Here is a 26,008-nt window from a genome sequence, read left to right as displayed (position 1 = left end):
GTGGGTCAGCGCTCGGTGCGTCGGCCGAGCTCGTTGTCGATGAACGCGAACACGTCGTCCGCGGAGGCCTCGGTGAGGCGATCGCGCGCGGCTTCCTTCTTGGCCGTGCCGCCGTACTGGGCGAGCAGCTTGCGCAGCCGCGCCGCGACACCCGGCGTTCCGGCGGCGAGCGCGATCTCCACCTGGTCGAGCTCGGTGGCGAGCGCGGGCCGTTCCTCCTGCACGCCGACCAGCAGGCCGTGCAGGTGCGCGGCCAGTTCGGCGGGCGTCGGGTAGTCGAAGACGAGCGTCGCCGCGAGCTTGAGCCCGGTGGCGGCCGCGATGCTGTTGCGCAGCTCCACGGCGGTCAGCGAGTCGAAGCCGAGATCGCGGAACTGCCTGTCCGCCTGCACCTCCGCGGGCGATCCGTGCCCGAGCACCCCGGCCGCGTGCCCGCGCACCAGGTCGAGGACGTGCTGGAGCTGGTCCTCCGCGGGCATCGCCGCCAGCGTCGCGCCGTAGTCCACAGTGGACGCGCCTCCCGCCGTTCGCTTGCCACCGCGGACCAGCCCGCGCAACACCGCCGCGACGGGCCCGTCCGAACGCCCGGTGCTGATCCGCGCCGGCACCAGGAACGCCTCGTCACGCGACGTGGCGTCGTCGAACAGCCGCAAACCCTCCTCGACGCTCAACGGCGGCATCCCGCCCCGCCCCATGCGATCCATGGCGCCGTCCTGCAGATGCGCCGTCATGCCACTCGACTGCGCCCACGGCCCCCATGCCAACGACGTCGCCGGCAGTCCTTGCTCGTGCCGATGGACGGCGAGCGCGTCAAGGAACGCGTTCGCTGCCGCGTAGTTGCCCTGCCCCGGCGCACCCACAATGCCCGAGACCGACGAATACAACACGAACGCCTTGAGCTTCTGCTTCCTCGTGGCCTCGTGGAGGTTCCACGCGCCGTTGACCTTGGGCCTGAGGACGGTGACGAGCCGCTCCGGCGTCAGCGACCCGATGACGCCGTCATCGAGCACACCCGCCGTGTGGATGACGGCCGTCAGGTTGACGCCCTTCACCACCTTCTTGACCGCCTTGAGGTCGGCGGTGTCACAGGCGGCGATCGTGACGTCCGCACCATGCGCCGTCAGTTCCGCCTGCAACGCAACGGCTTCCGGCGCGTCCGGCCCACGCCGTGAAACGAGCAGCAGCCGCTTGGCGCGCCTCTCGGCGACGAGGTGACGTGCGAGCTCCGCACCCAGCCCACCCGTTCCGCCGGTGATCAGCACCGTGCCTTCCGGATCCCACTGCGCCGTCTCGACGGTGTCGGTGACGCGGGCAAGCCGGGCAACCTGGACCTGCCCATCCCTCACTCGCGCCTGCGTCTCGCCCACGTCCAGCAACCCGATCGGCAGAGGCGCGGAGTCGTCGGTGTCGACCAGCAGGAACCGTCCGGGGTTCTCCGACTGCGCCGACCTGACCAGCCCCCACACCGTCGACGCCGCCAGGTCATTGCCGCGCTTCACGAACACGACCCGCTCGTCCCGCTGGACCGCGTGAAGTGCCTGCACAGCAAGCGAATGGGCGTCCTCGACGTAGTCCTCGCCGCCGCTGATCTCGACGATCGCGGCTTCAGCCTCGGCGAACCGCGGCGCGGGCACCCACTCCAGCCGGAACAGCGAATCCTGCTGCTGTTGCCTCGTGAGCTTGGAACCGAGGACCACCGTCCGCGCCGAGAAGACCGGCGCCCCCTGCCCGTCAACGGCATCGACCGATCCACCCAGATGCCGGACCCTCAGCGTCGACGCGCCGATCGCGTGCAACGACAGACTCCGCCACTCCAGCGGCACGTCCTCGCCGAGCATCGCCTTCTGGATGAGTTCGGGATGCACGCCGTACTGGTTGGAATCGTTGGATTCCAGCGACACCTCGGCGAACGTCGCGTCCCCGAGCTGCCAGGTGTTCTCCCCGATCTCGACCGCGCCCTTCGGCGGCCACTCACCGACCCGGAAGTCACTCGCGTACTCACCGTCTCGGAGCACGCCACTCGCCAACCGCACCCACTCGTCACCCTGTCGCGTGTGGACGGTGAGCTCCCGCTTTCCCTCCTGCGGCGGCGAAACCGACACCTGCACCACACCCGCCGTCAACGGGCCGCTGACGACCAGCTCCTCGACGAGCCCGCACCCGACCTGATCGGCCGCCCGGAACGCGATCTCCGCGAAGGCCGCCTCAGGATGGTCCTCCGTGAGCCTGTTGGTGAACACCACGGCATCGGACCCGGCGAGCGTCATCGCGGCGCCGAGCACCGGATGGTCCACAGGACCGAGCCCGACCGCGGAGACGTCACCGGCGTTCTTGCGCGGCGTCGGCCAGTACCGGTCGTGCTGGAACGGATAGGTGGGCAGCTTGATCTTGTTGTTTTGAGGGAAGAAGGGCATCCAGTCGACGTCCACTCCCTGCACGAACAGCCTAGCGAGTGCCGTCGTCCACGCCGCGACCTCGTCCTTGTCCCTGCGCAGTGCCGGAATCGCACCGTCGACCAGCGCGCTCAGCACCCCGTCCGGGCCGATCTCCAGGAACGTGGCGTCGCCGATGTGCGCGACGTTGTCCGCGAACCTCACCGCATCGCGCACGTGCCGGACCCAGTGCTCGGCCGTCGTGACGTCGCCGGTCGCCTGCACCGGGATCTTCGGCTCCTGGAACCGGATGTGCTCGATGGCCTCGCGGAAGTCGTCGAGCATCGGCTCCATGAGCGGCGAGTGGAACGCGTGGCTGACCTTGAGCTGCCTGTGCTCCCAGGTCTCGGCGATCTCCCCCGCCTGCGCCTCGTCGCCCGCGATGACCACGGCGTGCTCGCCGTTGACGGCCGCGATGGACACGGCGTCGTTGAGGTGCTTCATGACATCGCTCTCGCTCGCCCTGACCGCGAACATCGCACCGTTGGCCGGCAACGCCTGCATCAGGTTCGCGCGTGCTTGGACGAGCTTCGCCGCGTCCTCAAGACTGAACACGCCGGCGACATGCGCCGCCGCGATCTCGCCGACCGAATGCCCGGTGACCACGTCGGCCTTGACGCCGAAGCTCTCGGCGAGCCGGTAGAGGGCGACCTCGATCGCGAACAACGCGGGCTGCGTCCTGGCCGTGCTGTTCAGTTCGGCTTCGTCCTCGCCCCAGACGAAGCCGCGGATCTGGAGATGCCGGTCCACCTCGTCGAACGCCGTTTTGAAGGCGCTGAACCGCTCGTAGAGCTCCCGGCCCATGCCGAGCCGCTGCGATCCCTGCCCGGAGAAGAGCACGGCGAGCTTCTTCTTGCTCGCCTGTCCGGCGGCGATCTTGGCGCCGTCGAGCAGGACCGCTCGGTGGTCGAACCGCGACCGGCCGAGCAAGGAGAACCCGACGTCTCGCGCGCTCGCCCCGGTCCGCTCGACGAAGGCCGTGACTCGCTCGATCTGAGCGCGGACCGCGTCGGCCGACTTCGCGGACACGACCATCGGGATCGATTCGGATTGGCCGGCCCCCTGGGGGGAACGACCCCCCATCCCAATCATCTCAGGCAGGTCTGACAGTTCTGGAGCGCTCGGGGCTTCCAAGATCACGTGCGCGTTCGTCCCCGAAATGCCGAACGACGACACACCCGCGCGCCGAGGCCGGTCCACCGCGGGCCACGCGGTCGCCGAAGTCAGCAGCGACACCGACCCCGCCGACCAGTCCACGTGCGACGTCGGCGAGGTGACGTGCAGCGTGCGTGGCAGGACGCCGTGCCGCATCGCCATCACCATCTTGATCACCGATGCGACGCCCGACGCGGCTTGCGAATGACCGATGTTCGACTTCAGCGAACCCAGCAGCAGCGGTTCGGAGCGGTCCTGACCGTAGGTCGCGAGCAGTGCCTGTGCCTCGATCGGGTCGCCCAAGGCCGTGCCAGTGCCGTGCGCTTCGACGGCGTCCACATCGGACGTCGACAACCCAGCAGCAGCGAGCGCCGCACGGATCACACGTTGCTGCGACGGGCCGTTGGGCGCGGTCAAGCCGTTGGACGCGCCGTCCGAGTTCACTGCGGAACCGCGCACGACCGCAAGCACTTCGTGCCCTTGAGCGAGTGCATCGGACAGACGCTCGACCACGAGCACACCGACGCCCTCGGCCCATGCGGTGCCATCGGCGGTATCGGAGAACGCCTTGCAACGTCCGTCACGCGCGAGACCGCCCTGCTGGCTGAACTCCATGAAAGTGCCCGGCGACACCAACGTCTGCACGCCGCCAGCGAGCGCCAATGTGCACTCACCGTTCCGTAACGCGGACACGGCCATGTGCAGTGCCACCAACGACGACGAGCACGCCGTGTCGACCGTGATCGACGGTCCTTCCAGACCGAGTACGTAGGAGAGGCGGCCGGACACGACGCTCGGGGACGTTCCGGTGCTGGAGAAGCCCTCGCGGGCCTGCTCGGAGTTGATCACCAGCTGGCCGTATTCAAGGCCGCCGGCGCCGAGGAAGACGCCGGTGCGCGAGCCGCGCAGGGCCAGCGGGTCGAGACCACCGTGTTCGAGGGCCTCCCAGGCGGTTTCGAGGACGAGGCGCTGGTTCGGGTCCATCGCGACGGCCTCGCGCGGGGAGATGCCGAAGAACGCCGGGTCGAAGTCCGCGATGCCGTTCAGGAAGCCGCCGTGCCCGGTCACCGACTGGCCGGCGCCGTCGCCGACCACGCCCGCGTCCCAGCCCCGGTCCGCCGGGAAGCCGCTGATCGCGTCCCGTCCGGCCGCCACCAGGTCCCAGAGCTGGTCGGGGCCCATGACGTCGCCGGGGAACCGGCAGCCGATGCCCACGATCGCGATCGGCTCGTCGTTGACGGCGCCCGCCAACGACTCGGCCTCGGTGGTGCCGCCGAACAGTTCGGCGGCCAGGTGGTCGGCGAGCGCCCGCGGGGTCGGGTAGTCGAAGACGAGCGTCGCCGGGAGCGTGAGGCCGGTGGCCGCGTCGAGGCGGTTGCGCAGTTCCACGGACGTCAGCGAGTCGAACCCGAGTTGGCTGAACTCCAACCCGGCGTCGATCGTCGCCGCGGATCCGTGGCCGAGGACTGAGGCGGCTTCACTCAGCACCAGGTCCACGAGGTGGTCCGGGCTGATCTGCACGTCGGAGCGGTTTGTCGCGGTTCGGCGTCCGCCACGCACGAGGTCACGCAGCAGCGGTGGCACCATGCCGTTCGTGGTGCCGCTGATGACCCGTGCGGGCACCACCTGCGCGGCGTCGACCCTGACCGCCACGTCGAACAGGGCCAGGCCGAGTTCCAGCGAGAGCGGCGGCATCGAGGACTTCTCCAGCCGTTCGAACGCCGCCGCGTCCATCTGCCCGGTCATGCCGACCTCGGACGTCCACGCGCCCCACGCCAGCGACACCGCGTGCAGCCCCAGCGAACGCCGGTACTGCGCGAGTGCGTCGAGGAACGCGTTGCCCGCCGCGTAGTTGCCCTGACCCGCGGTGCCGAGGACACCGGACACCGACGAGTACAGGACGAACTGCGCCTCCGGGACGAGCGAGTGCAGGTTCCAGGCGGCATCCACCTTGGGCCGCAACACCTTCGTCAGCCGCTCAGGCGTCATCGACGCGATCACGCCGTCGTCCAGCACGCCCGCCGTGTGCACGACAGCGGTCACGTCGTGCCCGTTGAGGACGGCGGCCAGCGCGTCGTGGTCGGCCACGTCGCAGGCGGCGATCGTGACGATGGCACCGTGCGCGATCAGCTCCGCCCGCAGCTCCAACGCACCGGGGGAGTCGGGTCCACGCCGGCTCAGGAGCAGCAGGCTCCGCGCTCCGGACGCGACGAGGTGCCGCGCCAGCTCCGCACCCAGCCCACCGGTACCACCGGTGATCAGCACGGTGCCGGACCAGTCGACGGGTCGCGTCTCGTGCTCGCCCAGGCGTGCCAGTCGTCCGGCGTAGGCGACGCCGTCCCGGACGACGAGCTGCTGCTCCTCGCTCATCAGCATGCCGGGTTCGACGGTGCTCGACTCGTCGAGGTCGATCAGCAGGAAACGTCCGGGGTCCTCGGCTTGTGCGGCCCGCACGAGGCCCCAGACCGCTGCCGCACCAAGATCGCTGACCGGTTCCTGCGCGCCCCGCGTGACGAACACCGTGCGCTCGTCGGCGTTCTGCAGAACCTCCAACGCCTCGATCGTCGCCCGGTGCGCGGCCTCGGCGTCGACGCCGCCCAGGACCTCGACGATCCGGGCGTTGATCTCGGACGCCTCGCCGAGTCGCGCCGGCACCCAGTTCACCTGGAACAACGCGTCACGAACCCGTTGGTCCTGCGGGACCTCAGGCACGTGCACGGTCAACGCGCGCACGGACAACACGGGGTTGCCCTCGGCGTCGGCGGCCGCTACCTCGACGGCGTCGCCGTTGCGCGTGAGCTGGACCTTCAGCCGCTCCGGTCCGATGGCGTGCAGCGACACGTCCCGCCACTCGAACGGCACGCCCTCACCGAGCAACTCGCTCGTTCCTTCGAGGGCCTGCGCCAACAACAACGGGTGCACACCGAACGTCGCGGCGTCGTCCACACCTTCGGGCAGCTCGACTTCAACGCCGTCGCCGCTGAACGCCGCGTGGTAGGGCTCGGTGGTGAGCGTGCCGGTGGCGTGCTCGACCCAAGTGTCGCCGTGTTGGGCGTGCACGCTCACCGTGCGCTTGCCGTCCTGCGGTGGTCCGACGCGCACCTGCACGGCGACGGCGTCACGTTCCGGCAGATGCAACGGCACGGCCGTGATGAGGTGTTCGACGCGATCGCAGCCGACGAGGTCGCCCGCGCGGATCGCGAAGTCCAGGAACCCGGTCGCCGGGAACGTCTCGCCGAGCCACGGATGCGTCGCCTTCGCGAGCCGTCCGCTGAGCACCAGCTCGTCGGTGCCCGCGACGGTGACTGCCGCGCCGAGAAGTGGGTGTCCGCCTGATGCGAGGCCATAGGCCGTGAGGTCGCCCGTGCGTCCACCGACGGATGCCTTCGGCCAGAACCGCTCGCGCTCGAAGGCGTACGTCGGGATGTTGATTTGTACACCTCGAATCAACATCTGAGTCAAGTCAACATTGATTCCGTCGACATGTACTTGACTGAGTGCAGTCATCAAGCTGTGCAGTTCAGTCCTGTCACGCCTCGACGTCGGCACGCCGTCGACGAGCGCGGACAGGACGCTGTCCGGTCCGACCTCGATGAACCGCGTGACGCCCTTGTTCCTGAGTGCCTGGACGTCGTCGTGGAACCGGACCGTGTCGCGGACGTGGTTCACCCAGTAGTCGACGGTGCCGACCTGTCCGGATGTTGACATTCCTACAACCGGCGCGTGGAACGTGAGCCCGCTGATCGCCTCGCGGAAGTCGTCGAGCATCGGCTCCATCAACGGCGAGTGGAACGCGTGACTGACGCGGAGCCGCTTGTGCTTCCAGTTGGCCGCGATGGCCTCGGCTTCTTGCTCGTCGCCGGCGATGACGACGGAGTTGAGCGCGTTGACCGCAGCGATGGAGACGTTCGCGGTGAGGTGCGGCGTGACCTCGGCCTCGGTGGCTTGAACGGCGATCATCGCGCCGGTCTGCGGGAGGGCCTGCATGAGGCGGGCGCGTGCTGCTACCAGCTTGGCGGCGTCTTCGAGGCTCAGGACGCCGGCGACGTGCGCCGCCGCGATCTCGCCGATGGAGTGGCCCGCGACGTGGGCGGGCTTGATCCGGAACTCCTCCAGGAGCCGGAACAGCGCCACCTCGAACGCGAACAGCGCGGGCTGCGCGGTGCCGGTCTGGTCGAGCGCGTCGGCGTCGGTTCCCCAGATGAGGTCGCGCAGGCCCGGTTCGAAATGGGCGAGGACGGCGTCGAACGTGTCCGCGAAGGTGCTGAACCGCTCGTGCAGTTCCTTGCCCATGCCGAGCCGCTGCGATCCCTGCCCGGAGAAGAGCACCGCCAGCGTGTGCTCGCCGGCGACGCCGTTCGCGACTTCCTCGCCGTCGATCAGGACCGCGCGATGGGCGAACCGCGACCGCTTCGACAGGGTGTGGGCGACGTCGACGGGGTTCGCACCGGCGGCGAGGACGGCCTTGATCCGCTCGACCTGAGCGCGCAGCGAGCCCGCAGACTTCGCCGACACGAGCAACGGCACCGCGCTCGCCGCGCCTAGCGCGCCCGTCGTGCCCGTCGTGTCTGGCGTGTCTGGCGTGCCCGCTGCGTCTACGGGGTTCGCCGACTTCGCCTCGCGGTTCGGGATCGATTCGGATTGGCCGGCCCCCTGGGGGGAACCACCCCCCATCCCAATCATCTCAGGCAGGTCTGACAGTTCTGGAGCGCTCGGGGCTTCCAAGATCACGTGCGCGTTCGTGCCGCTGATGCCGAACGACGAGACGCCCGCGCGGCGTGGGCGGTCCACCGTCGGCCAGGCGGTGGTGGAGGTCAGGAGTTCGACGGCGCCCGTGGACCAGTTGATGTGGGAGGAGGGCGAGGTGACGTGCAGGGTGCGGGGGAGTTGGCCGTGGTGCATCGCCAGCACCATCTTGATGACGCCCGCCGCGCCCGCTGCCGCCTGCGTGTGGCCCAGGTTGGACTTCACCGAGCCGAGCAGCAGCGGTTCGGCGCGGTTCTGGCCGTAGGTGGCCAGCAGTGCGTGTGCCTCGATCGGGTCGCCCAGGACGGTGCCGGTGCCGTGGGCCTCGACGGCGTCCACATCGCACACCGACAGGCCGCCCGAGGCGAGGGCCGCGCGGATCACGCGTTGCTGGGAAGGGCCGTTCGGGGCGGTGAGGCCGTTGGAGGCGCCGTCGGAGTTGAACGCGGAACCGCGGACCAGGGCGAGCACCGGGTGTCCGGCGGCCAGAGCGTCGGAGTGGCGCTCTACCACCAGGACGGCTGCGCCTTCGGACCAGACCGTGCCGTCGGCGGAGTCGGAGAACGCCTTGCACAGGCCGTCCTGCGCGAGTCCGCCCTGGCGGGAGAAGCCGGAGAACGAGGTCGGGGTTGCCATTACCGTGACGCCGCCGGCCAGGGCCAGGGAGCATTCGCCGCCGCGCAGTGACTGAGCGGCGAGGTGCAGTGCTACCAGGGCTGACGAGCAGGCGGTGTCGACGGTGACGGCGGGTCCTTCCAAGCCCAGCGCGTAGGAGATGCGGCCGGAGATCACCGACGCGGCCAGTCCGGTGCCCGCGTGGCCTTCCAGGTCTTCGTTGGAGGCCATCACCACGTGTTGGTAGTCCTGGCCGTTGGTGCCCACGAAGACGCCGGTCCGTGAGGCGCGCAACGACACGGGGTCGACACCTGCGCGTTCGAAGGCCTCCCAGGAGGTTTCGAGCAGGAGGCGTTGCTGCGGGTCCATCGCGAGGGCTTCGCGGGGGGAGATGCCGAAGAAGGACGCGTCGAAGTCCGCGGCACCGTTCAGGAAGCCGCCGCGGATGGGTTCGGTCGTGTCCCAGCCGCGGTCCGCCGGGAACGACGTGATCACGTCCTCGCCCGCCATCAGCACGCGCCACAGGTCGTCCGGCGAGTCGATGCCGCCGGGGAAGTGGCAGGCCATGCCGACGATCGCGATGTCGTCGGTGTCTGCGAGACGAACGTGCTCCTCGGCGACGACGGAGGTGTCGCCGAGGAGTTCGTCCAGCAGGAACTCCGCGAGCGCCAGCGGTGTCGGGTAGTCGAACACCAGGCTGGCGGGCAGCGCGAGCCCCGTGATCGAGGAGAGGTGGTTGCGCAGGTCGACGGCGGTCAGCGAGTCGAAACCGATGTCGCGGAACGCCTTGTCGGATGCGACCGCCTCCTTGCCCGCGTGCCCGAGCACCACCGCCGCACGCGTGCGGACGAGGTCGAGCACCGGGGTGACGCGTTCGTCGGCGGGCAGAGAACGCAACGAACGCCGGAACTCCGCCGCGGCCGAGTCGCTCTCGGCGCGGGCGGCGGCGAGTTCGTCCAGCGCCTCGCGGGCGCCGGGCAGTTCGGACATCACCGGCGTCGGGCGCAGGCTCAGCAACGCCATCAGCAGCTGCGGTGCGCGCAGGTCCGCGACGACCGCCGTAGCCGTGCCGTGCGCGACGAGGTGACGCAGCGCGGTGATCGCGAGCTCCGGGTCCAGCGACGCCGCACCGACCTGCTTGATGTGCTCGGCGACGCGGTCGTCGCCCGCCATGCCGTCGCCCGCCCAGGCGCCCCAGGCGATCGACGTGGCGGCCTGGCCCGCCTGGTGGCGTTGCTGGGCGATCGCGTCGAGCACGGAGTTCGCGGCGGCGTAGTTGCCCTGGCCCATGTTGCCGACCGACCCCGCGACCGACGAGAACAGGACGAACGCGTCGAGGTCCATGCCGCGTGTCAGTTCGTCGAGCACGAACGCCGAGTTCACCTTCGACTCGAACACCTTGGTGAACGCGTCGGGCGTCAGGCTGTCGAACATCATGTCGTCGAGCACACCGGCCGCGTGCACGACGGCCTTGACGTCCGGGGTCAGCAGCTCGGCGACGGCGTCCCGGTCGGAGACATCACACGCCACGACAACGGTTTCCGCTCCGAGCGCGGTGATCTCGGCCTGGAGGTCCGTCGCGCCAGGGGAGCCGGGACCGCGCCTGCTCACCAGGACGATCTTCGCGGCTCCGCGCTGGGCGAAGTCACGGGCGAGGTGCGCGCCGAGAGCACCGGTACCACCGGTGATCACCACGGTTCCGGACGGCGTCCACTCGATGCCGTTCGCTTGCGCGCCAACGACGACACGCCTGCCGAACACTCCGGCGGAACGGACTGCGGTCTGGTCCTCGTCGCTGGACAGCACGCACGTGAACCGGTGCGCGACGCGGTCGTCGAGGTCGTCCGGCAGGTCGATCAGACCGCCCCAGCGCTGCGGGTACTCCAGCGACGCGACGCGTCCCAGGCCCCACACGCCGGTCTGCCACGGTTGCGTGAGCAGGTCGTTGCGCCCGGTCGACACCGCGCCGCGGGTGATGACCCACAACGGCGCGTTGATGTCCACGTCGCCCAACGCCTGGATGAGCGCGGTCGTGCCGACGACCGGCGCCAGTTCGTCGAGATCGTCCAGCGCCAGCAACGAGATCACGCCCGTGTAGCGTTTCTGGTTGAACTCGACCAGCTGCCCGGTCAGGTACTCGCGGTCGGCCCACGCCACTTCGAGCACCGTGACGTCGTCGCCCAGGGAGGCCAGCAACGTGCGCACCCAGGCGTCCTCGGACAGCGACATCGGCACCGCGACGAACCACGAGCCTTGCGCCGGTTTGAGGCCGGTGATGGGCGTCCACGACTCTTCGTGCAGCCACGAGTCCACAGTGGACTTCGCGGATCGCTTCCGCCGCCACGCGGACAGGCCTGGCAGCACGCCGGCCCAGGTCTTCGGGTCCATGTCGAGCGTCGTGGCGAGCTGGGTGGCGTCCTGCTGTTCGACGGCAGCCCAGAACTCGGCGTCGATCGGGTCGCGGCCGGCCGCCGGTGCCTGGGCGATCTCCGGCCAGTACCGCTCGTGCTGGAACGGGTAGGTGGGCAGGTCGATCGTGCGGCCGTCGAGCTGCCAGTCGACCTTGACGCCGATGACGTGCAGGCGGGCCAGCGCGGTCAGCCACGCGTCGGACTCGGCCCGGTCGCGGCGCTGGGCGGGGATGGCGCCGGTGAGGCCGCTCAGGACGCCGTCGGGGCCGATCTCCAGGAACGCGTTGGCGCCCTTGGCTTTCAGGGCTTCGACGTTGTCGTGGAAGCGGACCGTGTTGCGGACGTGCTGCACCCAGTACTCGGGGTCGGTGACGTCCGCCTGCGTCTGGATCGGGATCTGGGGCTGGTGGAAGGTGAGTGCGCTGATGGCTTCGCGGAAGTCGGCGAGCATCGGTTCCATCAGCGGGCTGTGGAACGCGTGGCTGACCTTGAGGCGAGTGGTCTTGCGGTCTTTGAAGCGGTCGGTGATCCGTTGCGTTTCGTGGTCGTCGCCCGCGATGACGACGGAGTTCTCCGCGTTGACGGCGGCGATGGAGACGTTCTCGGTGAGGTGCGGGGTGACCTCGGCCTCGGTGGCCTGGATCGCGATCATCGCGCCGGTCTGCGGGAGCGCCTGCATGAGGCGGGCGCGCGCCGCTACCAGTGTGGCGGCGTCTTCGAGGGTGAGGACGCCGGCGACGTGTGCGGCGGCGATCTCGCCCACTGAATGGCCCGCCAGGAACTTTGGGGTGATGCCTGTGCTTTCGGCGAGCCGGTAGAGGGCGACCTCGAAGGCGAACAGGGCGGGCTGCGTGTTGCCGGTCTGGTTGAGCGCGTCGGCGTCGTCGCCCCACATGACCGGTGTGACGTCGAGGTGCTGGGAGACTTCGTCGAGCGCGGCTTTGAAGACCGGCTGGGTCTCGTACAGCTCTTTGCCCATGCCGAGGCGTTGGGCGCCTTGGCCGCTGAACAGGATCGCGAGGGTTTTGGGTGTGGCGACGCCTTCTGCCAGTGTCGCGCCGTCTCGCAGCACGGCGCGATGGTCGAACGTCACGCGGTGGTGCAGCAGGGAGTAGGCGACGTCCTGTGGGTTCGCGCCGCTCTGCACGAGAGCGTTGATCTGGTCGATCTGGGCTTGGAGGGCTTCGGGCGACTTCGCCGACACGAGCAACGGCGGCGCGCCGGAGATGCCCGCCGAGGCCGCCGTGCCCTTCGGGATCGATTCGGATTGGCCGGCCCCCTGGGGGGAACTACCCCCCATCCCAATCATCTCAGGCAGGTCTGACAATTCCGGAGCGGTCGGAGCGGCCTCGATGATCACGTGCGCGTTGGTGCCGGACAGGCCGAACGACGAGATGCCCGCGCGATGAGGGCGGTCCACCGCAGGCCACGGGGTGTTCTCGGTCAGCAGCGCCACGTTGCCCGCCGACCAGTCCACGTGCGAGGTCGGCGACGTCACGTGCAGGGTTCGCGGGAGCAGGCCGTTGCGCAGCGACAGCACGAGCTTGATCACGCCCGCGACACCGGCGGCGGCCTGGGCGTGGGCGATGTTCGACTTGATGGAACCCAGCAGGAGCGGTGACGTGCGGTTCTGGCCGTACGTTGCCAGCAGGGCCTGGGCCTCGATCGGGTCGCCCAGGACGGTTCCGGTGCCGTGGGCCTCCACCGCGTCCACGTCCGAAGTGGACAGACCGGAGTTGGCGAGGGCCTGGCGGATCACGCGTTGCTGCGCGGGGCCGTTCGGGGCGGTCAGGCCGTTCGAGGCGCCGTCCTGGTTGATCGCCGAGCCGCGCACGACTGCGAGGATCTGGTGCCCGTAGCGCACGGCGTCGGACTGGCGTTCGATCACCAGCACGCCGACGCCTTCCGCCCAGCCCGTGCCGTTGGCGTCCTCGGAGAACGAACGGCAGCGCGCGTCTCCGGCCAGGCCGCCCTGGGCGTTGAAGCCGGCGAAGCTCATCGGGGTCGACATCACGGTCACGCCGCCGACCAGGGCCATCGTCGTCTCGCCGGAGCGGATCGAGTTCGCGGCCAGGTGCAGGGCCACCAGCGAGGCCGAGCAGGCGGTGTCGACGGTGAGGGCGGGGCCTTCGAGGCCGAAGGTGTAGGAGAGGCGCCCGGAGATCACCGCCGACGACAGGCCCGTCGACGCGTGGCCCTCGACCTCGTCGCGGGAACGCAGGATCAGGTTGGTGTAGTCCTGGCCGTTCGTGCCGATGTAGACGCCGGTCTTCGTGCCGCGCAACGACGTCGCGTCGATGCCGGCTCGTTCGACGGCCTCCCAGGCGACTTCGAGGAGCTGGCGTTGCTGCGGGTCCATGGCGAGGGCTTCGCGCGGGGAGATGCCGAAGAAGCCCGCGTCGAACTGCGTCGCGCCGTGCAGGAAGCCGCCCTCGACGGTGCCGCCCATCGCCTCGGCCTCCCAGCCGCGGTCGTGGGGGAACGTCGTGACGCCGTCGCCGCCCGTGACGAGCAACTGCCAGAGGTCTTCCGGCGAGTTGACGTCGCCGGGCAGGCGGCAGGCCATGCCGACGATCACGATCGGGTCGTCGAGATCGGCCTGGCCCTGGGCGACGACGTCGTCGGAGAGCCCCTCGCCGGTCAGTTCGGCGAGCAGGTGCTCGGCCACGGTCTGCGGGGTCGGGTAGTCGAAGATCAGCGTCGCGGGGAGCGAAAGGCCGGTGGCCAGTGCGAGGGCGTTGCGCAGTTCGATGGCGGTCAGCGAGTCGAAGCCGAGCGCTCGGAACTCCCTGTCCTCCGCGATCCCGTCGGCGTGGATGACCTTCGTGGCCTCTTCGCGGACCACCTCGACCACGAACGGCAGCCGGTCCGCCGAGGGCAGGCCGGTGAGCTTCAACGCCAGGCCGCCGCTGCGGGCGTTCGAGGCCGTGCGTCGTCCGGGGCGGGCGCGCTCGGGGACGAACGGCGCGAGGAACGCCTCGTCGGTCCTGATGGCGGCGTCGAACAGCGTGGGGTCCCAGGTGTCCATCGCGAGCGCCAGGCCCGGCTGGCCGAGACCGCGGCGGTGGGCGGCGAGGGCTTCGAGGTAGCTGTTCGCGGAGGCGTGGGCGCCCTTGCCGACCGCGCCGACGACCTCGGCGATCGACGTCAGCACGACGAACGGAACGTCGCCGCACAGCGTGTGCAGCAGCCATGCCGTGTCGGCCTTGGCCTGGAAGACGGTGTCGAGCCGGTCCGGTGTCAGGGCGCCGACGACGCCGTCGTCCTGGAAGTCGGCCGCGTGCACGACCGCGGCCAGATCATCCACAGTGGACAAGAGTTCGGGCAGAGAGTCCCAGTCGGTGACCGTGACGACCCCGCGCACGCCAGGCATCGCGCCGACGTGCTGCTCGATCTCGGGGACGTCGCCCGTGACGACGACAGTGCCGTTCCACGAGTGGTCGGCGGTGTGGCCGGAGGCGCGGCTGAACCGGCCGACGCGCACCTCGCCGTCGCGGACGACGGCCTGGGTTTCGCCGAGGTCGAAGAGCGCCGCCAGGCCGTCCGGGAGGGAGTCCTCGACGTCCAGCAGCAGGAACCGGCCGGGGTGCTCGACCTGCGCCGACCGCACCAGGCCCCACACGGCTGCGCCCGCCAGATCGTCTCCGGACAGGGCGCCTCGCGTGACGAACACCAGCCGGGAGTTGGTCAGGAGCGACTCCTGGATGAGCAGCAGTGCCTGCCAGGAGTCGGTCACCGGCACGAGGACGGTGTCCGGTGTGGACTCGCCCGCCAACGAGTCCACGACCGGAACACCGAGTTCGAGGAGGTCCTCGCCGAGCACGGCCCAGTCGTTCGTGCCGTGGACCTCGATCGGGACCCAGTCGAGCCGGTACAGCTCGGTGCGTCGCGTCGCCTCCAGCTCGCGGAACGAGATGGCGGCGTCCAGGACCGCGTCCCCGTCGGCGTCGGCGGCGGTGAGCTGAACCTGTCCGTCCTCTTCGGACAGACGGACGCGGAGGAGTTCGGCGCCGGTGGCGTGCAGGGTGACCGAACGCCAGTCCGCGGCTTCGCCTTCGACGCCGAGGAAGGACGCGGCGTTCAGGGCGGCGTCCAGCAGGGCCGGGTGGATGCCGAAACCGGTGGCGTCCTGGGACAACGCGACTTCGGCGAAGATCTCGTCCTTCCGCTGCCAGACCGCGCGGAGGCTCTCGTCGTGGGAGCTGTCGACGACCTGCGCGCCCTTCGGCGGCCACACGGCGATGTTCTCGGGCTGCGTGCCGGTGCCGAGCCTGCCTTCGGCGTGCTTGACCCAGTCCTGCTGGTCGGCGCGGGAGTGCAGGGTGAAACGGCCGTCGGTGCCGACGTGGAGCTGGACCTGCACGGAACCGTTGCCCGCCAACCGCAACGGCTCTACCGTGGTGAGTTCCTCGACGGCATCGTGGTCGGTGAGGTCTGCCGCTTTCAGCGCCAGCTCGACGAAACCCGCCGTCGGGAAGGCGGGCCACTGCGCGCCGGACAGCGTGCCGGTGAGGATCAGTTCGCCCGACCCGGCGACGGTCATGGCCGCGCCGAGCAACGGGTGCCCGGCGGGGGAGAGGCCGAGTCCGGTGGCGTCGCCCGCGCTGACCGACACCGACGGCCAGTACGGCGCGTGCTCGAAGGCGTAGGTGGGCAGGTCGACGCGCTTGCCGCCGGGGTAACAGGGCAGCCAGTCGACTCGCGTGCCACTGACGTGCAGGCGGGCCAGGGCGGTTTCGAACGCCTCGACCTCGTCGCGGTCCTTGCGGATCGTCGGGATGGCGCCGTCGACCAGTGCGGAGAGGACGCCGTCCGGGCCGACTTCCAGGAACGTCCTGCCTTGCAGAGCTTGGACGTTGTCGTGGAAGCGGACCGTGTCGCGGACGTGCTGGACCCAGTACTCGGGATTGGTGACGTCGGCGCCGTGGACGGGGATCTGGGGCTGGTGGAAGGTGAGGGTGCTGATGACTTCGCGGAAGTCTTCGAGCATCGGTTCCATCAACGGGCTGTGGAACGCGTGCGAGACGCGGAGCCGCTTGTGCTTCCAGCGCTGGGCGAGTTCGAGGGTCGGTTCTTCGTCGCCGGCGATGACGACGGAGGCGGGGCCGTTGACGGCCGCGATGCTGACGGTGCCGGTGAGGTGCGGCGTGACGTCGGCTTCGGAGGCTTGGACGGCGACCATCGCGCCGGTCTGGGGGAGAGCCTGCATGAGGCGGGCACGTTCGGTGACGAGGGTCCTGGCGTCGTCGAGGCTGAGGACGCCGGCGACGTGCGCGGCGGCGATCTCGCCGATGGAGTGGCCTGCGAGATGGGCCGGTTCGACGCCGAAGTGTTGCAGGAGGCGGTAGAGCGCCACCTCGAACGCGAACAGCGCAGGCTGGGCGTTGCCGGTCTGGTTGAGCAGGTCTTCGTCGTCGCCCCAGATGATCTGTCTGAGTTCGGGGGTGGTGCAGGCGTCGAAGGCTTGTTCGAACGCGGGGTAGCGGGCGTGGAGTTGCTTGCCCATGCCGAGGCGTTGGGCGCCTTGGCCGGTGAAGAGCATCGCGAGCTCGGTGCGCTTGGCCTGGCCGGTGATTTCCGTGTCGGCCAGGAGGACGGCGCGGTGTTCGAAGAGCGTGCGGGTGGTGACGAGGGAGTGGCCGATGTCGCGCGGGTCGCCGGGGTGGGTGCGGATGCGGTCGATCTGGGCTCGCAGGGAGGCTTCGGACTTGGCCGAGACGACCAGCGGCACCCGGACCGGAATCGATTCGGATTGGCCGGCCCCCTGGGGGTCGCGAGCCCCCATCTCAATCATCTCAGGCAGGTCTGACAATTCCGGAGCGCTCGGAGCGGCCTCGATGATCACGTGCGCGTTGGTGCCGGACACGCCGAACGACGACACGGCCGCACGTCGCGCGCGATCAGACTCCGGCCAGGACCGAGCCGTGGTCACCAGGGAGACGTCACCGGCGGACCAGTCGACGTGTGTGGAAGGCCGGGACACGTGCAGGGTGGCGGGCACGACGCCGTGCCGCATCGCCTGCACCATCTTGATGATGCCCGCGACACCGGCGGCGGCCTGGGTGTGGCCGATGTTCGACTTCACGGAGCCGAGCAGCAGTGGCGACGGGCGGTCCGCGCCGTACACGGCCAGCAGGCTGCGGGCCTCGATCGGGTCGCCCAGGGCGGTACCGGTGCCGTGCGCCTCCACAACGTCCACATCGGACGGACCAAGGCCGGCGCGGTCGAGGGCCGCGCGGATGACGCGTTGCTGGGCACGGCCGTTCGGGGCGGTGAAGCCGTTGGAGGCGCCGTCGGAGTTGACGGCCGAACCGCGCACCACGGCCAGAACCGGGTAGCCCGAAGCCTGAGCGTCCGACAGGCGGGCCAGTGCGAGCATGCCGACGCCCTCGGACCAGCCGGTGCCGTCCGCGTCGTCGGAGAACGCCTTGCAGCGGCCGTCGCGGGCCAGGCCGCCCTGGCGCGAGAACTCGACCAGGGAGCCGGGGGTGCACATGACGTTCACGCCGCCGGCCAGGGCCAGGGTGCACTCGCCGCCGCGCAGGGCGTTCACGGCCAGATGCAGGGAGACCAGCGACGAGGAGCAGGCCGTGTCGACGGTCAGGGTCGGGCCCTCGAAGCCGAACGCGTAGGAGATCCGGCCCGACTCGGCGGAGGCGGCGATGCCGGTGCCGACGTCGCCGGTCGCGTCGTCCAGGCCGCGGATCAGGAGGTGTTCGTAGTCCTGGCCGTTGGTGCCGACGAACACGCCCGTGCGGGAGCCGCGCAGAGTGGACGGGTCGAGGCCTGCTCGTTCCATGGCCTCCCAGGACACTTCGAGCAGCAGGCGCTGCTGGGGGTCCATCGTCACCGCCTCGCGCGGTGAGATGCCGAAGAACGCCGGGTCGAAGTCCGCCAGGCCGTGCAGGAAGCCGCCCTGCACCGACACGCTGTTGCCGCGGGAGTCGACTCCGCTGCCGAGCAACGAGTCCACGTCCCAGCCCCGGTCGGCGGGGAAGCCCGTGATCGCGTCCCTGCCGGTGGACACCAGGTCCCAGAGTTGTTCCGGGGACGTGATTCCGGCCGGGAAGCGGCAGGCCATGCCGATGATCGCCACCGGCTCACCGGCCGCGGCCACCAGTTGCCGGTTGGCGCGGCGCAGGCGGTCGGCCTCCTTCACAGCCGCACGCAGCGCCTCGACAACCTTCTCACTGGAGTTGCTCATGCTCTGCGCTCCGTCAGTCCGAATCCCGCGGTGCTCCCCGTTGGCACATTCGAACAGCCGAACCTGTAGTGGATTCCACAGCTTCTGCTCGCTGAGATCGTTTCCGCGGCTCAGCCTGGGAGCGCGACCACGCAGCGTGATCCGGACGGGGTGTTCGGGGTGGCGACGGCACGGCGTAGTGGCGCGAAAGCGGAGTTCACCCGTTAGTGATCTTGATTTCTCAATCAAGATCAACTGTGGTTAAGGTGCGCGCGATCAACGTTGTTTCTCATTGTTCGAGGTGGCGCGTCAGATGTACCAGCAGTGGCACGTGAGTGCGTTCTTAGCTTCCGCCGACACGGTCGTCAGCAATGAGATAGTGGAAACGGTCCGCGAGTTGCGGGCGAGGGTGCTCTTCGATCGTGGACGCCGACCTGCGTTCCGCGGCGAGGACGGCCGGCACGTCGACGATCAGGACCTCGACTACGGCGCCTGGCACTTCGTCGCACGGAAAGAGCCAGGTGGGCCGCCTCTCGGCTACATCAGGTTGTCGACACCGGCGACCGGCGAGCTGTTCCAGTCCCGGGCATTTCTCGGCGATGCCGGATTCGAACGAATTCTCCGCGAGGCCGGTGTCACGCCCGGAGAAACGTTTGAGCACAGTCGACTCGTGGTCGAACACCGGGCCCGGAAACTGGGGCTCGGTGCCTATTTGAACGCCGTCGCGATCGGTGCCGCACACGCTTTAGGTGCGAAAGCGATGATCGGCACGTCCGGGACGAAGGACGGCCAGCACCTGTTCCACGAACGATTCGGCTTCCGGTGTGTCGAGGGGACGCGCCGACACGTCGAGCACTACACCGAGGACGTCGTGATCATGTTCCACGACGTCGAAGCAGGCGCCGGCGAATACCACGAACTCGTCACGAGGATGCGTGGAGAGTTCCCGGAACTGGCGGCGGTCGAGCACACTCCCGCCGTCGCGCTCAGTCACCGCCGGCCGCACCACCTCCACGGCAACGCGGACACCACGGCCTGGCAACCGGTCCTCCTCACCCCAACGGTCGCGGCCGATCGGGAAGCGCTGCAACGACTTCTGGACTCCGGTCAGGTCCGCGAGGTCCACGACACGATCGACGCGCAGATCGACGAGCTCGTCCGCAGCCGCGAACCCTGGCTGCCGCCGCACGAGGACCTCACCCGGCGCAAGCACGAGCAGCTCGGCGGCCTCACCGACTGGGAGTACGGCACCTGGGTCTTCTACCCGTGGTCGCAGCGGCTCGTGCACGTGCTGCCCCGCGAGGAGTTCCGGCTGGTCCGCACCGACCGCAACCGCGGCAAGATCGAACGCCCGCAGCAGAGGTCGTTGCTGGGCCGCAGGATCGGCGTGATCGGCCTGTCGGTCGGCAACAGCGCCGCCGTCACGTTCGCACTCGAGGGCATCGGCGGCCGGTTCAAGCTCGCCGACTTCGACGAGTTCGGTCTGTCCAACCTGAACCGGCTGCGCGCGGGCGTGCACCACCTCGGCGTCAACAAGGCCGTCATCTCGGCGCGGCAGATGTTCGAGATCGACCCCTACCTCGACATCGAGATCTTCACCGACGGACTCACCAGGCACAACCTCGACGAGTTCACCGAGGGCCTGGACCTGGTCGTCGAGGAGTGCGACACCCCGTACGCGAAGATCGCCGCCAGGGAGGCGGCCCGCCGGCGCGGCATCCCCGTCGTCATGGACTGCAACGACCGCGGCATGCTCGACGTCGAGCGGTTCGACCAGGAACCGCACCGCCCGCTGCTGCACGGCCTGATCGGCGACGTCACCGCCGACGAGCTCGAAACCCTGTCGAAACAACAAAAGATTGACCTGATCCTCGCCATAGTCGACGCCGAACGCATCAGCCCCGAGCTGCGCGCGTCGTTCGGCGAACTCGGCAGGACGCTCAGCAGCTGGCCGCAGCTCGCGTCCGGCGTGGCGCTCGGCGGCGCGCTCACCGCCGAGGCCGCCCGCCGGATCCTGCTCGGCGCCGAATGCGTGTCCGGCCGTTTCTACGTCGACTTCGCCGACCTGATCACGCCCGCCACCAACACCACCAGGAGCTCGGTGTGATCCCGGTGGCGTTGAAGGGAACCGGTGTCCACCTGCCCGAACGGATCGTCACCAACGACGATCTCGCGCGCATGGTCGACACGTCCGACGAGTGGATCACCAGCCGGACCGGGATCCGCGAACGGCGCTGGCTCGCACCGGATCGCGCCGTCTCGGACATGTGCGTCGCCGCGGCCAGGGATGCGCTCGCGAGTTCCGAGACGACCGTCCACGACGTCGACGTGATCATCGTCGCCACCTACACGTGGGACCAGCCGCTGCCGTCCACGGCACTGATCGTCAAGGAGGCACTGGGGGCGCACCGGGCGTTGACGCTCGACGTCACGCAGGCCGCGTGCGCGAACGGCGTGCAGGCGTTGCTGCTCGCGGCACACCTGCTGCAGTCCTCGGCCGCCCGCACGGTGCTCGTGATCGCGGCCGACTGCGCCAGCCGCGTCACGGACCCGCAGGAACGCACCAGCCGCATCTTCTTCGGTGACGCGGCCGCGGCGGCGGTGCTGCACCGCGGCGACGGCGACAGCGGCCTGCTGGCCTGGGACTTCGGCTCCGAACTGTCCTACGACGTGCAGATCAAGGCCGGCGGCTCACGGCTGCCCGCGAGCGAGTCGACCGTCGAGCGGCGAGAGCACTTCGTCACGATGAACGGCAGGGCGGTCTGGGACACCGCGACGAGGTGGCTGCCCGACAGCATCCTCACCGCGGCGGCGAAGGCGGAGGTGCCGATCGAGCGGATCGACCACTTCTTCCTCCATCAGGCCAACCTGAACATCATCAACGCCGCGCTCGACAAGCTCGGCGTCCCCGCCACGAAGGCACCGGTGACGCTCGACCGGCTCGGCAACACCGGGTCGGCAGGGGTGTTCACCGCGCTGCACTCGCGGTTCGGGGAGCTGCGCAAGGGCGACGTGTTCGTCATGTCCGCGATCGGTGCCGGGTTCCAGTGGGGAACCCTCTGCTTCCGGCACTAAAACGAGTTGCTCCCACCGGCGGCCCGGTGTTGCATGCGAAGGGCACCGGGCCTCTGGGGGAGTTGATCGATGCTCGACGGCGTGATCGCCACCGACGTGTCTCTTGTGGACGAGCTGGTCCGCACGCAGTTCCCGCGCTGGCACGGCTTGCCGATTCGCGAGGTCGCGCACGGCGGCACCAGCAACGCCCTGTACCGGCTGGGCGACGACCTGGCGGTGCGGCTGCCGCGCCGCGAGTGGGCCAAGGACGGGGCGGGCAAGGAAGCCGTCGTCGTTCCGCTGGTCGCGCCGCACGTGCCGGTCGCGGTGCCGGAACCGGTCGCGCTGGGCGAAGCGACCGAGAACTACCCGTACCAGTGGTCGGTGGTGCGCTGGCTCGGCGGCGAGACCGCCCCGATCGAGGCCGTCGGCGACGACACCCCGTTCCGGCTGGCCGAACTGATCCGCGCACTGCACGAGATCGACGCGACCGGACGGCCGTGGACCACCGGCCGAGGCCGGGTGACCGGTTCCGACCACGACGACCCCGTCCGCACCTGCATCGCCCAGGTCGGCGGCGACCCCAGGCTCGTCACCATCTGGGAGGACGCGCTCAACGCCCCGACCTGGGACCGTCCCGGCCGCTGGCTGCACGCCGACCTGCACGTCGGGAACCTGCTGTTCACGGACGGCGCGCTGACCGGCGTGATCGACTGGGGCGCGGCCGGCGTCGGTGATCCGGCGGCGGACCTCATGACGGCCTGGCTCTACCTGGACGAACGCGGACGCAAGCAGTTCCGGCGCGAACTCGCCGAGTTCGACGACGCCGCCTGGACGCGCGCGAAGGGCTGGGCGTTGCACCTCGCCGTGCTCGCGCTTCCGTATTACCGCGAGACCAACAAGTTCCTCGCCGGGATCGCCAGCCGGACGCTCGGCCAGCTCTGTCCGGGCTGGGACGACTGATGCGGATCGACGTGCTCCTCGTATCCTCGACGAACGCGGCCGCGAGCAGTTCCGGCGCGAGCTCGCCGTCACGCCCGCGGTCAGCTACTCGCGGAACGCGCCGGGTGACATGCCCGTCTCGCGGGCGAAGAACTTCGTGAAGTTGGTGGCCTCGCTGAACCCGAGCCGGTGCCCGATCGCCGCCGACGACAGGTCGGTGTGCACGAGCAGCCGCTTGGCCTCCAGCGTCACGCGGGCGTCGATCAACGCCTTCGCGGACAGACCTGTGGCGGCCAGGCAGATGCGGTTCAGGCTGCGCGTCGAGTAGCCGATGCGGGCCGCGTACTCGGCGGCGTTGCGGGTGGAGGCGAAGGACCGTTCCAGTTCCTGCTGGAAGCGTTCGAACCGGGCGTCGGCGTGGCCGGGAGCGGAGCCGGGCAGGCGGGCGACGCGCAGCAGCAACGCGCCCAGCAGCTGGCGGAGCAGGTCCACCGGTTCGTTGGTCAGCAGGTTGCGGCGGTACTCCTGCCTGAGGTCCTGCACGGCGCGGGTGAAGACCGCCAGTTCCGCCTTGGGGACCAGGTGCCGGACCGGTCCGAACGGGCTGAGCACCGGCGGCGGGAACGCGGGGGTGAAAAGCACCATGAACGCCTCCACCGCGCCCGCGGGCAGACGGAGCACCCGGCCGGGGCTGACGTGCAGGAGCGTGCCGGGTGAGCACGGGTGGTCCACGAAATCGACCATGGTGGTGCCGGTGCCCGCGGTGAACAGGAACAGCTGGTGGAAGTCGGTGCGGTGCACCTTCGTCAGCGTGTCCTCGGTGAGCCTGCGGCGGAGCACGCCGAGGTCGAGTGCCTCCAGGCCCAGCTGCCCGCGGTCGGGGTTGCTGAAGCCGAACTGCGCGACCTGTCCACTTCTGACCATGGTGAGGCGTGATCCTACCTCGTCGTGAGCGTCTTGCTGGGACATCGTTGCAGCCATGAACAACAAGGAACTCGTGCTCAAGGCCGCAGGCGAACTGTTCGGCGACAAGGACCCGTCCGCTGTGGACCGTTGGGTCGCGCCGGACTACCGCCAGCACAGCTCGCTCATCGCGGACGGACCCGAGGCGTTGCGCGGGCTCGTCGCGAGCCTGCCGGAAGGTTTCCGCTACGAACCGGCGCGCGTGATCGCGGACGGCGATCTCGTTGCACTGCACGGTGTTTACCACGGCTTCGGGCCGGAACCGCTCGTCGCGTTCGACCTGTTCCGGGTGCGGGACGGCAAGCTCGCCGAACACTGGGACGCACTGACGCCCGTGGTCGAGAACACCGCGAGTGGACGGTCCCAGACGGACGGTGCCGCACAGCCCGCCGCCGAGGGCACCGAACGCAGTCGCGAGCTGGTGCAGGAGTTCGCGCAGCGGATCCTGCAGGACGCCGACTACTCGGTGCTGACCGACTACATCTCCACCGAGACCTACCTGCAGCACAACCCGGAGGCCGCGGACGGGCTCGACGGGTTCGGAGCGGCCGCGGCGAAGTGGGCGGGAGAAGGCAAGAACCTCGTCTACAAGACGGTGCACCAGGTCGTGGCCGAGGGCGATCTCGTTCTGCTGCAGTCGGAAGGCGAGTTCGGCGAACCGGTCGCGTACTGGGACCTGTTCCGCGTCCAGGACGGCAGGATCGTCGAGCACTGGGACGTCATCGCGCCGATCCCGGCCGGCCTCCCGCACGGCAACGGGCTGTTCTGACGTGCTCACGGCCCTGCCCGATTACCGGCACGCGGTCGCACTGGACGAGCCCTTCCGCCCGCTCAGTGCGCCCGCGCCCGCCGGCGAACTCGAACTCCTGACGAGTCTCGCCCTGCGAATGCTCGGCGACGACCCGTGGGTCGGCCGGTTCCGGCTGCCGCGCGAGGCGGGGGACCGGCGCCGCATGCTCCGGGCGGTGCTCACCGTCCGCGAACCCGCGCCGCTGGACCCCGAACTCGTCGCCGTGCTCGACGCATTGCTCGGCGGCGAACGCCAGCAGCGGCCGCTCACGAACGCGCTGACGCTGCCAGCGCCGATCGCGGTGTGGCGAGGCGACATCACCCGGCTCCGGGCCGACGCGATCGTCAACGCCGCCAACGACGCCCTGCTCGGGTGCTTCCAGCCGTTGCACGCCTGCGTCGACAACGCGATCCACGACGTCGCGGGGCCACGGCTGCGGGCCGACTGCCGGCGGATCATGACCCTGCAGGGAACGCCGGAGCCGACCGGAACCGCGAAGATCACCCGTGGTTATCACCTGCCCGCGCCGTTCGTGCTGCACACGGTCGGCCCGATCGTGCGCGGAAACCTGTTGCCCGCCCACGGAACCGCGCTCGCCGACTCCTACCGGGCGTGCCTCGACCTCGCCGCCGAGGTACCGGGAATCCGCACGATCGCGTTCAGCGGCATCAGCACCGGGATCTTCGGGTTTCCGAAGAGGCCGGCCGCGCGGACCGCGATCGGCACGGTCCGGGACTGGCTCGCCACGCGTCCCGGCCGGTTCGACCGCGTGGTGTTCGTGGCGTTCAGCGGCGAGGACGAGACTGTCTACCGGGAGTTGTCGTGACGCTGGAACGCTGGCTGGACGAGGCCGATCGAGTGCTCATCGCGGCGGGCGCGGGACTGTCCGCGGCGGCGGGCTACGACTACTCGGACACCGAGAGGTTCGCCGAGCTGTTTCCTGTGCTGCACGAGAAGGGCCTGTGGGCGCGGTACCAGCTGATCGGGCTGCCGCTACCGCCCAGGTTGCTGTGGGGCTACTGGTCCGTGCACGTCGACGACATCCGGTTCGGCGCAGAGCCGAACCCCGTGTACACGAGGTTGCGGGACCTGGTCGGGACCCGTGACCACTTCGTCCTGACGTCCAATGTGGACGGGTTGTTCGCGCGCAACGGTTTCGCGGAGGACAGGGTGTGGACGCCGCAGGGCGACTACGGCCGCTACCAGTGCGAGACGCCGTGCACAAGGGAGACGTGGCCCAGCAGGCCGATCGTGGACGCCGCATTGGCCACCTACGACGTCTTGACAGGGGAGTCCGAGACGGTGCCGGTGTGTCCGCGCTGCGGGGGAGAGGTGTTCCTGAACGTGCACAAGGGGCCCGAGTACGTGCCCGACCACTACGCGCCTGCGGGGAAACGGCTGCGCGAGTGGCTCGGAGATGGTGTGCTCGTGATCGAGATCGGTGCCGGGTTCAGCACGCCCACGGTCATTCGCCGACCGGTGGAATCGCTGGTCCGCAGCCTGCCAAGCGCTCGCTTGGTGCGGGTCAACACCGCGCACGCCGAGGTGCCTGCCGATCTTGGTGAACGGGCGGTGTCTGTGCGGGCGGACATCACCGAGGTGCTCGATCTGCCATAGCACATCGGGCTATCCGCGAACTGGAGTAAGACCCCCCGCCATCCGGGTCCATTCGTCAGGTTACGTATGTGAGAAAGTTTCACCACCCTCTCGACGGCGC

9 protein-coding genes are annotated in these 26,008 nt (G+C 69.7%); 6 read left to right on the top strand and 3 right to left on the bottom strand.

Translation table 11 applies throughout. From position 1 onward, the window contains the following. Positions 1 to 5: 5 nt before the first annotated feature. The gene (locus SK854_RS36730) at positions 6 to 18,563 is read right to left on the bottom strand and encodes a type I polyketide synthase (RefSeq protein WP_319979746.1); all 18,558 of its coding nucleotides are present in this window, start codon (positions 18,561 to 18,563) and stop codon (positions 6 to 8) included. A gap of 322 nt (positions 18,564 to 18,885) precedes the next feature. Further along, complete coding sequence (locus SK854_RS36725; protein WP_319979745.1) at positions 18,886 to 19,203, bottom strand: hypothetical protein; 318 nt, start codon at positions 19,201 to 19,203, stop codon at positions 18,886 to 18,888. A gap of 9 nt (positions 19,204 to 19,212) precedes the next feature. Here SK854_RS36725 and SK854_RS36720 point away from each other — a divergent pair, with 9 nt between their 5' ends. The 3 genes from SK854_RS36720 to SK854_RS36710 all read left to right on the top strand — a co-directional run bounded on the left by SK854_RS36720 (position 19,213) and on the right by SK854_RS36710 (position 22,559). After that, entirely contained in the window at positions 19,213 to 20,649 is a 1,437-nt protein-coding gene (locus SK854_RS36720) for a ThiF family adenylyltransferase (RefSeq protein WP_319979744.1), read from the top strand. Then, entirely contained in the window at positions 20,646 to 21,617 is a 972-nt protein-coding gene (locus SK854_RS36715) for a 3-oxoacyl-ACP synthase III family protein (protein WP_319979743.1), read from the top strand. The genes SK854_RS36720 and SK854_RS36715 overlap by 4 nt, the downstream gene beginning before the upstream one ends. Before the next feature lie 69 nt (positions 21,618 to 21,686). Continuing rightward, positions 21,687 to 22,559 (top strand): aminoglycoside phosphotransferase family protein, encoded by an 873-nt coding sequence (locus SK854_RS36710; RefSeq protein ID WP_319979742.1) that lies wholly within the window; start codon positions 21,687 to 21,689, stop codon positions 22,557 to 22,559. Between the two features lie 84 nt (positions 22,560 to 22,643). On the opposite strand, the gene SK854_RS36705 is transcribed toward SK854_RS36710, so the two are convergent. Further along, the gene (locus tag SK854_RS36705; protein WP_319979741.1) at positions 22,644 to 23,462 is read right to left on the bottom strand and encodes a helix-turn-helix domain-containing protein; all 819 of its coding nucleotides are present in this window, start codon (positions 23,460 to 23,462) and stop codon (positions 22,644 to 22,646) included. Between the two features lie 55 nt (positions 23,463 to 23,517). On the opposite strand from SK854_RS36705, the gene SK854_RS36700 reads away from it, so the two are divergent. From SK854_RS36700 to SK854_RS36690, 3 genes are read left to right on the top strand one after another with little or no spacing between them, the layout of a single operon-like run. Then, the gene (locus SK854_RS36700; protein ID WP_319979740.1) at positions 23,518 to 24,270 is read left to right on the top strand and encodes a nuclear transport factor 2 family protein; all 753 of its coding nucleotides are present in this window, start codon (positions 23,518 to 23,520) and stop codon (positions 24,268 to 24,270) included. A 1-nt stretch (position 24,271) separates the two neighbouring features. After that, a complete protein-coding gene (locus tag SK854_RS36695; protein WP_319979739.1) occupies positions 24,272 to 25,117 on the top strand; it encodes a protein-ADP-ribose hydrolase in 846 nt (281 codons plus the stop codon). Next, a complete protein-coding gene (locus SK854_RS36690) occupies positions 25,114 to 25,908 on the top strand; it encodes an SIR2 family NAD-dependent protein deacylase (protein ID WP_319979738.1) in 795 nt (264 codons plus the stop codon). Before SK854_RS36695 ends, SK854_RS36690 begins: the two co-directional genes overlap by 4 nt. The last annotated feature ends 100 nt before the right edge of the window (positions 25,909 to 26,008 follow it).

The sequence above is a fragment of the Lentzea sokolovensis genome (genome assembly GCF_033949975.1).
In the GTDB taxonomy this organism is placed as follows: domain Bacteria; phylum Actinomycetota; class Actinomycetes; order Mycobacteriales; family Pseudonocardiaceae; genus Lentzea; species Lentzea sokolovensis.
The sequence above is the reverse complement of the archived record's forward strand: the minus strand, read 5'-3'. Positions and strand labels throughout refer to the sequence as shown.

Coding starts and splice junctions, on each gene's coding strand:
- SK854_RS36730 (WP_319979746.1), bottom strand. CDS start 18,563: ATGAGCAACTCCAGTGAGAAGGTTGTCGAGGCGCTGCGTGCGGCTGTG.
- SK854_RS36710 (WP_319979742.1), top strand. CDS start 21,687: ATGCTCGACGGCGTGATCGCCACCGACGTGTCTCTTGTGGACGAGCTG.
- SK854_RS36705 (WP_319979741.1), bottom strand. CDS start 23,462: ATGGTCAGAAGTGGACAGGTCGCGCAGTTCGGCTTCAGCAACCCCGAC.
- SK854_RS36700 (WP_319979740.1), top strand. CDS start 23,518: ATGAACAACAAGGAACTCGTGCTCAAGGCCGCAGGCGAACTGTTCGGC.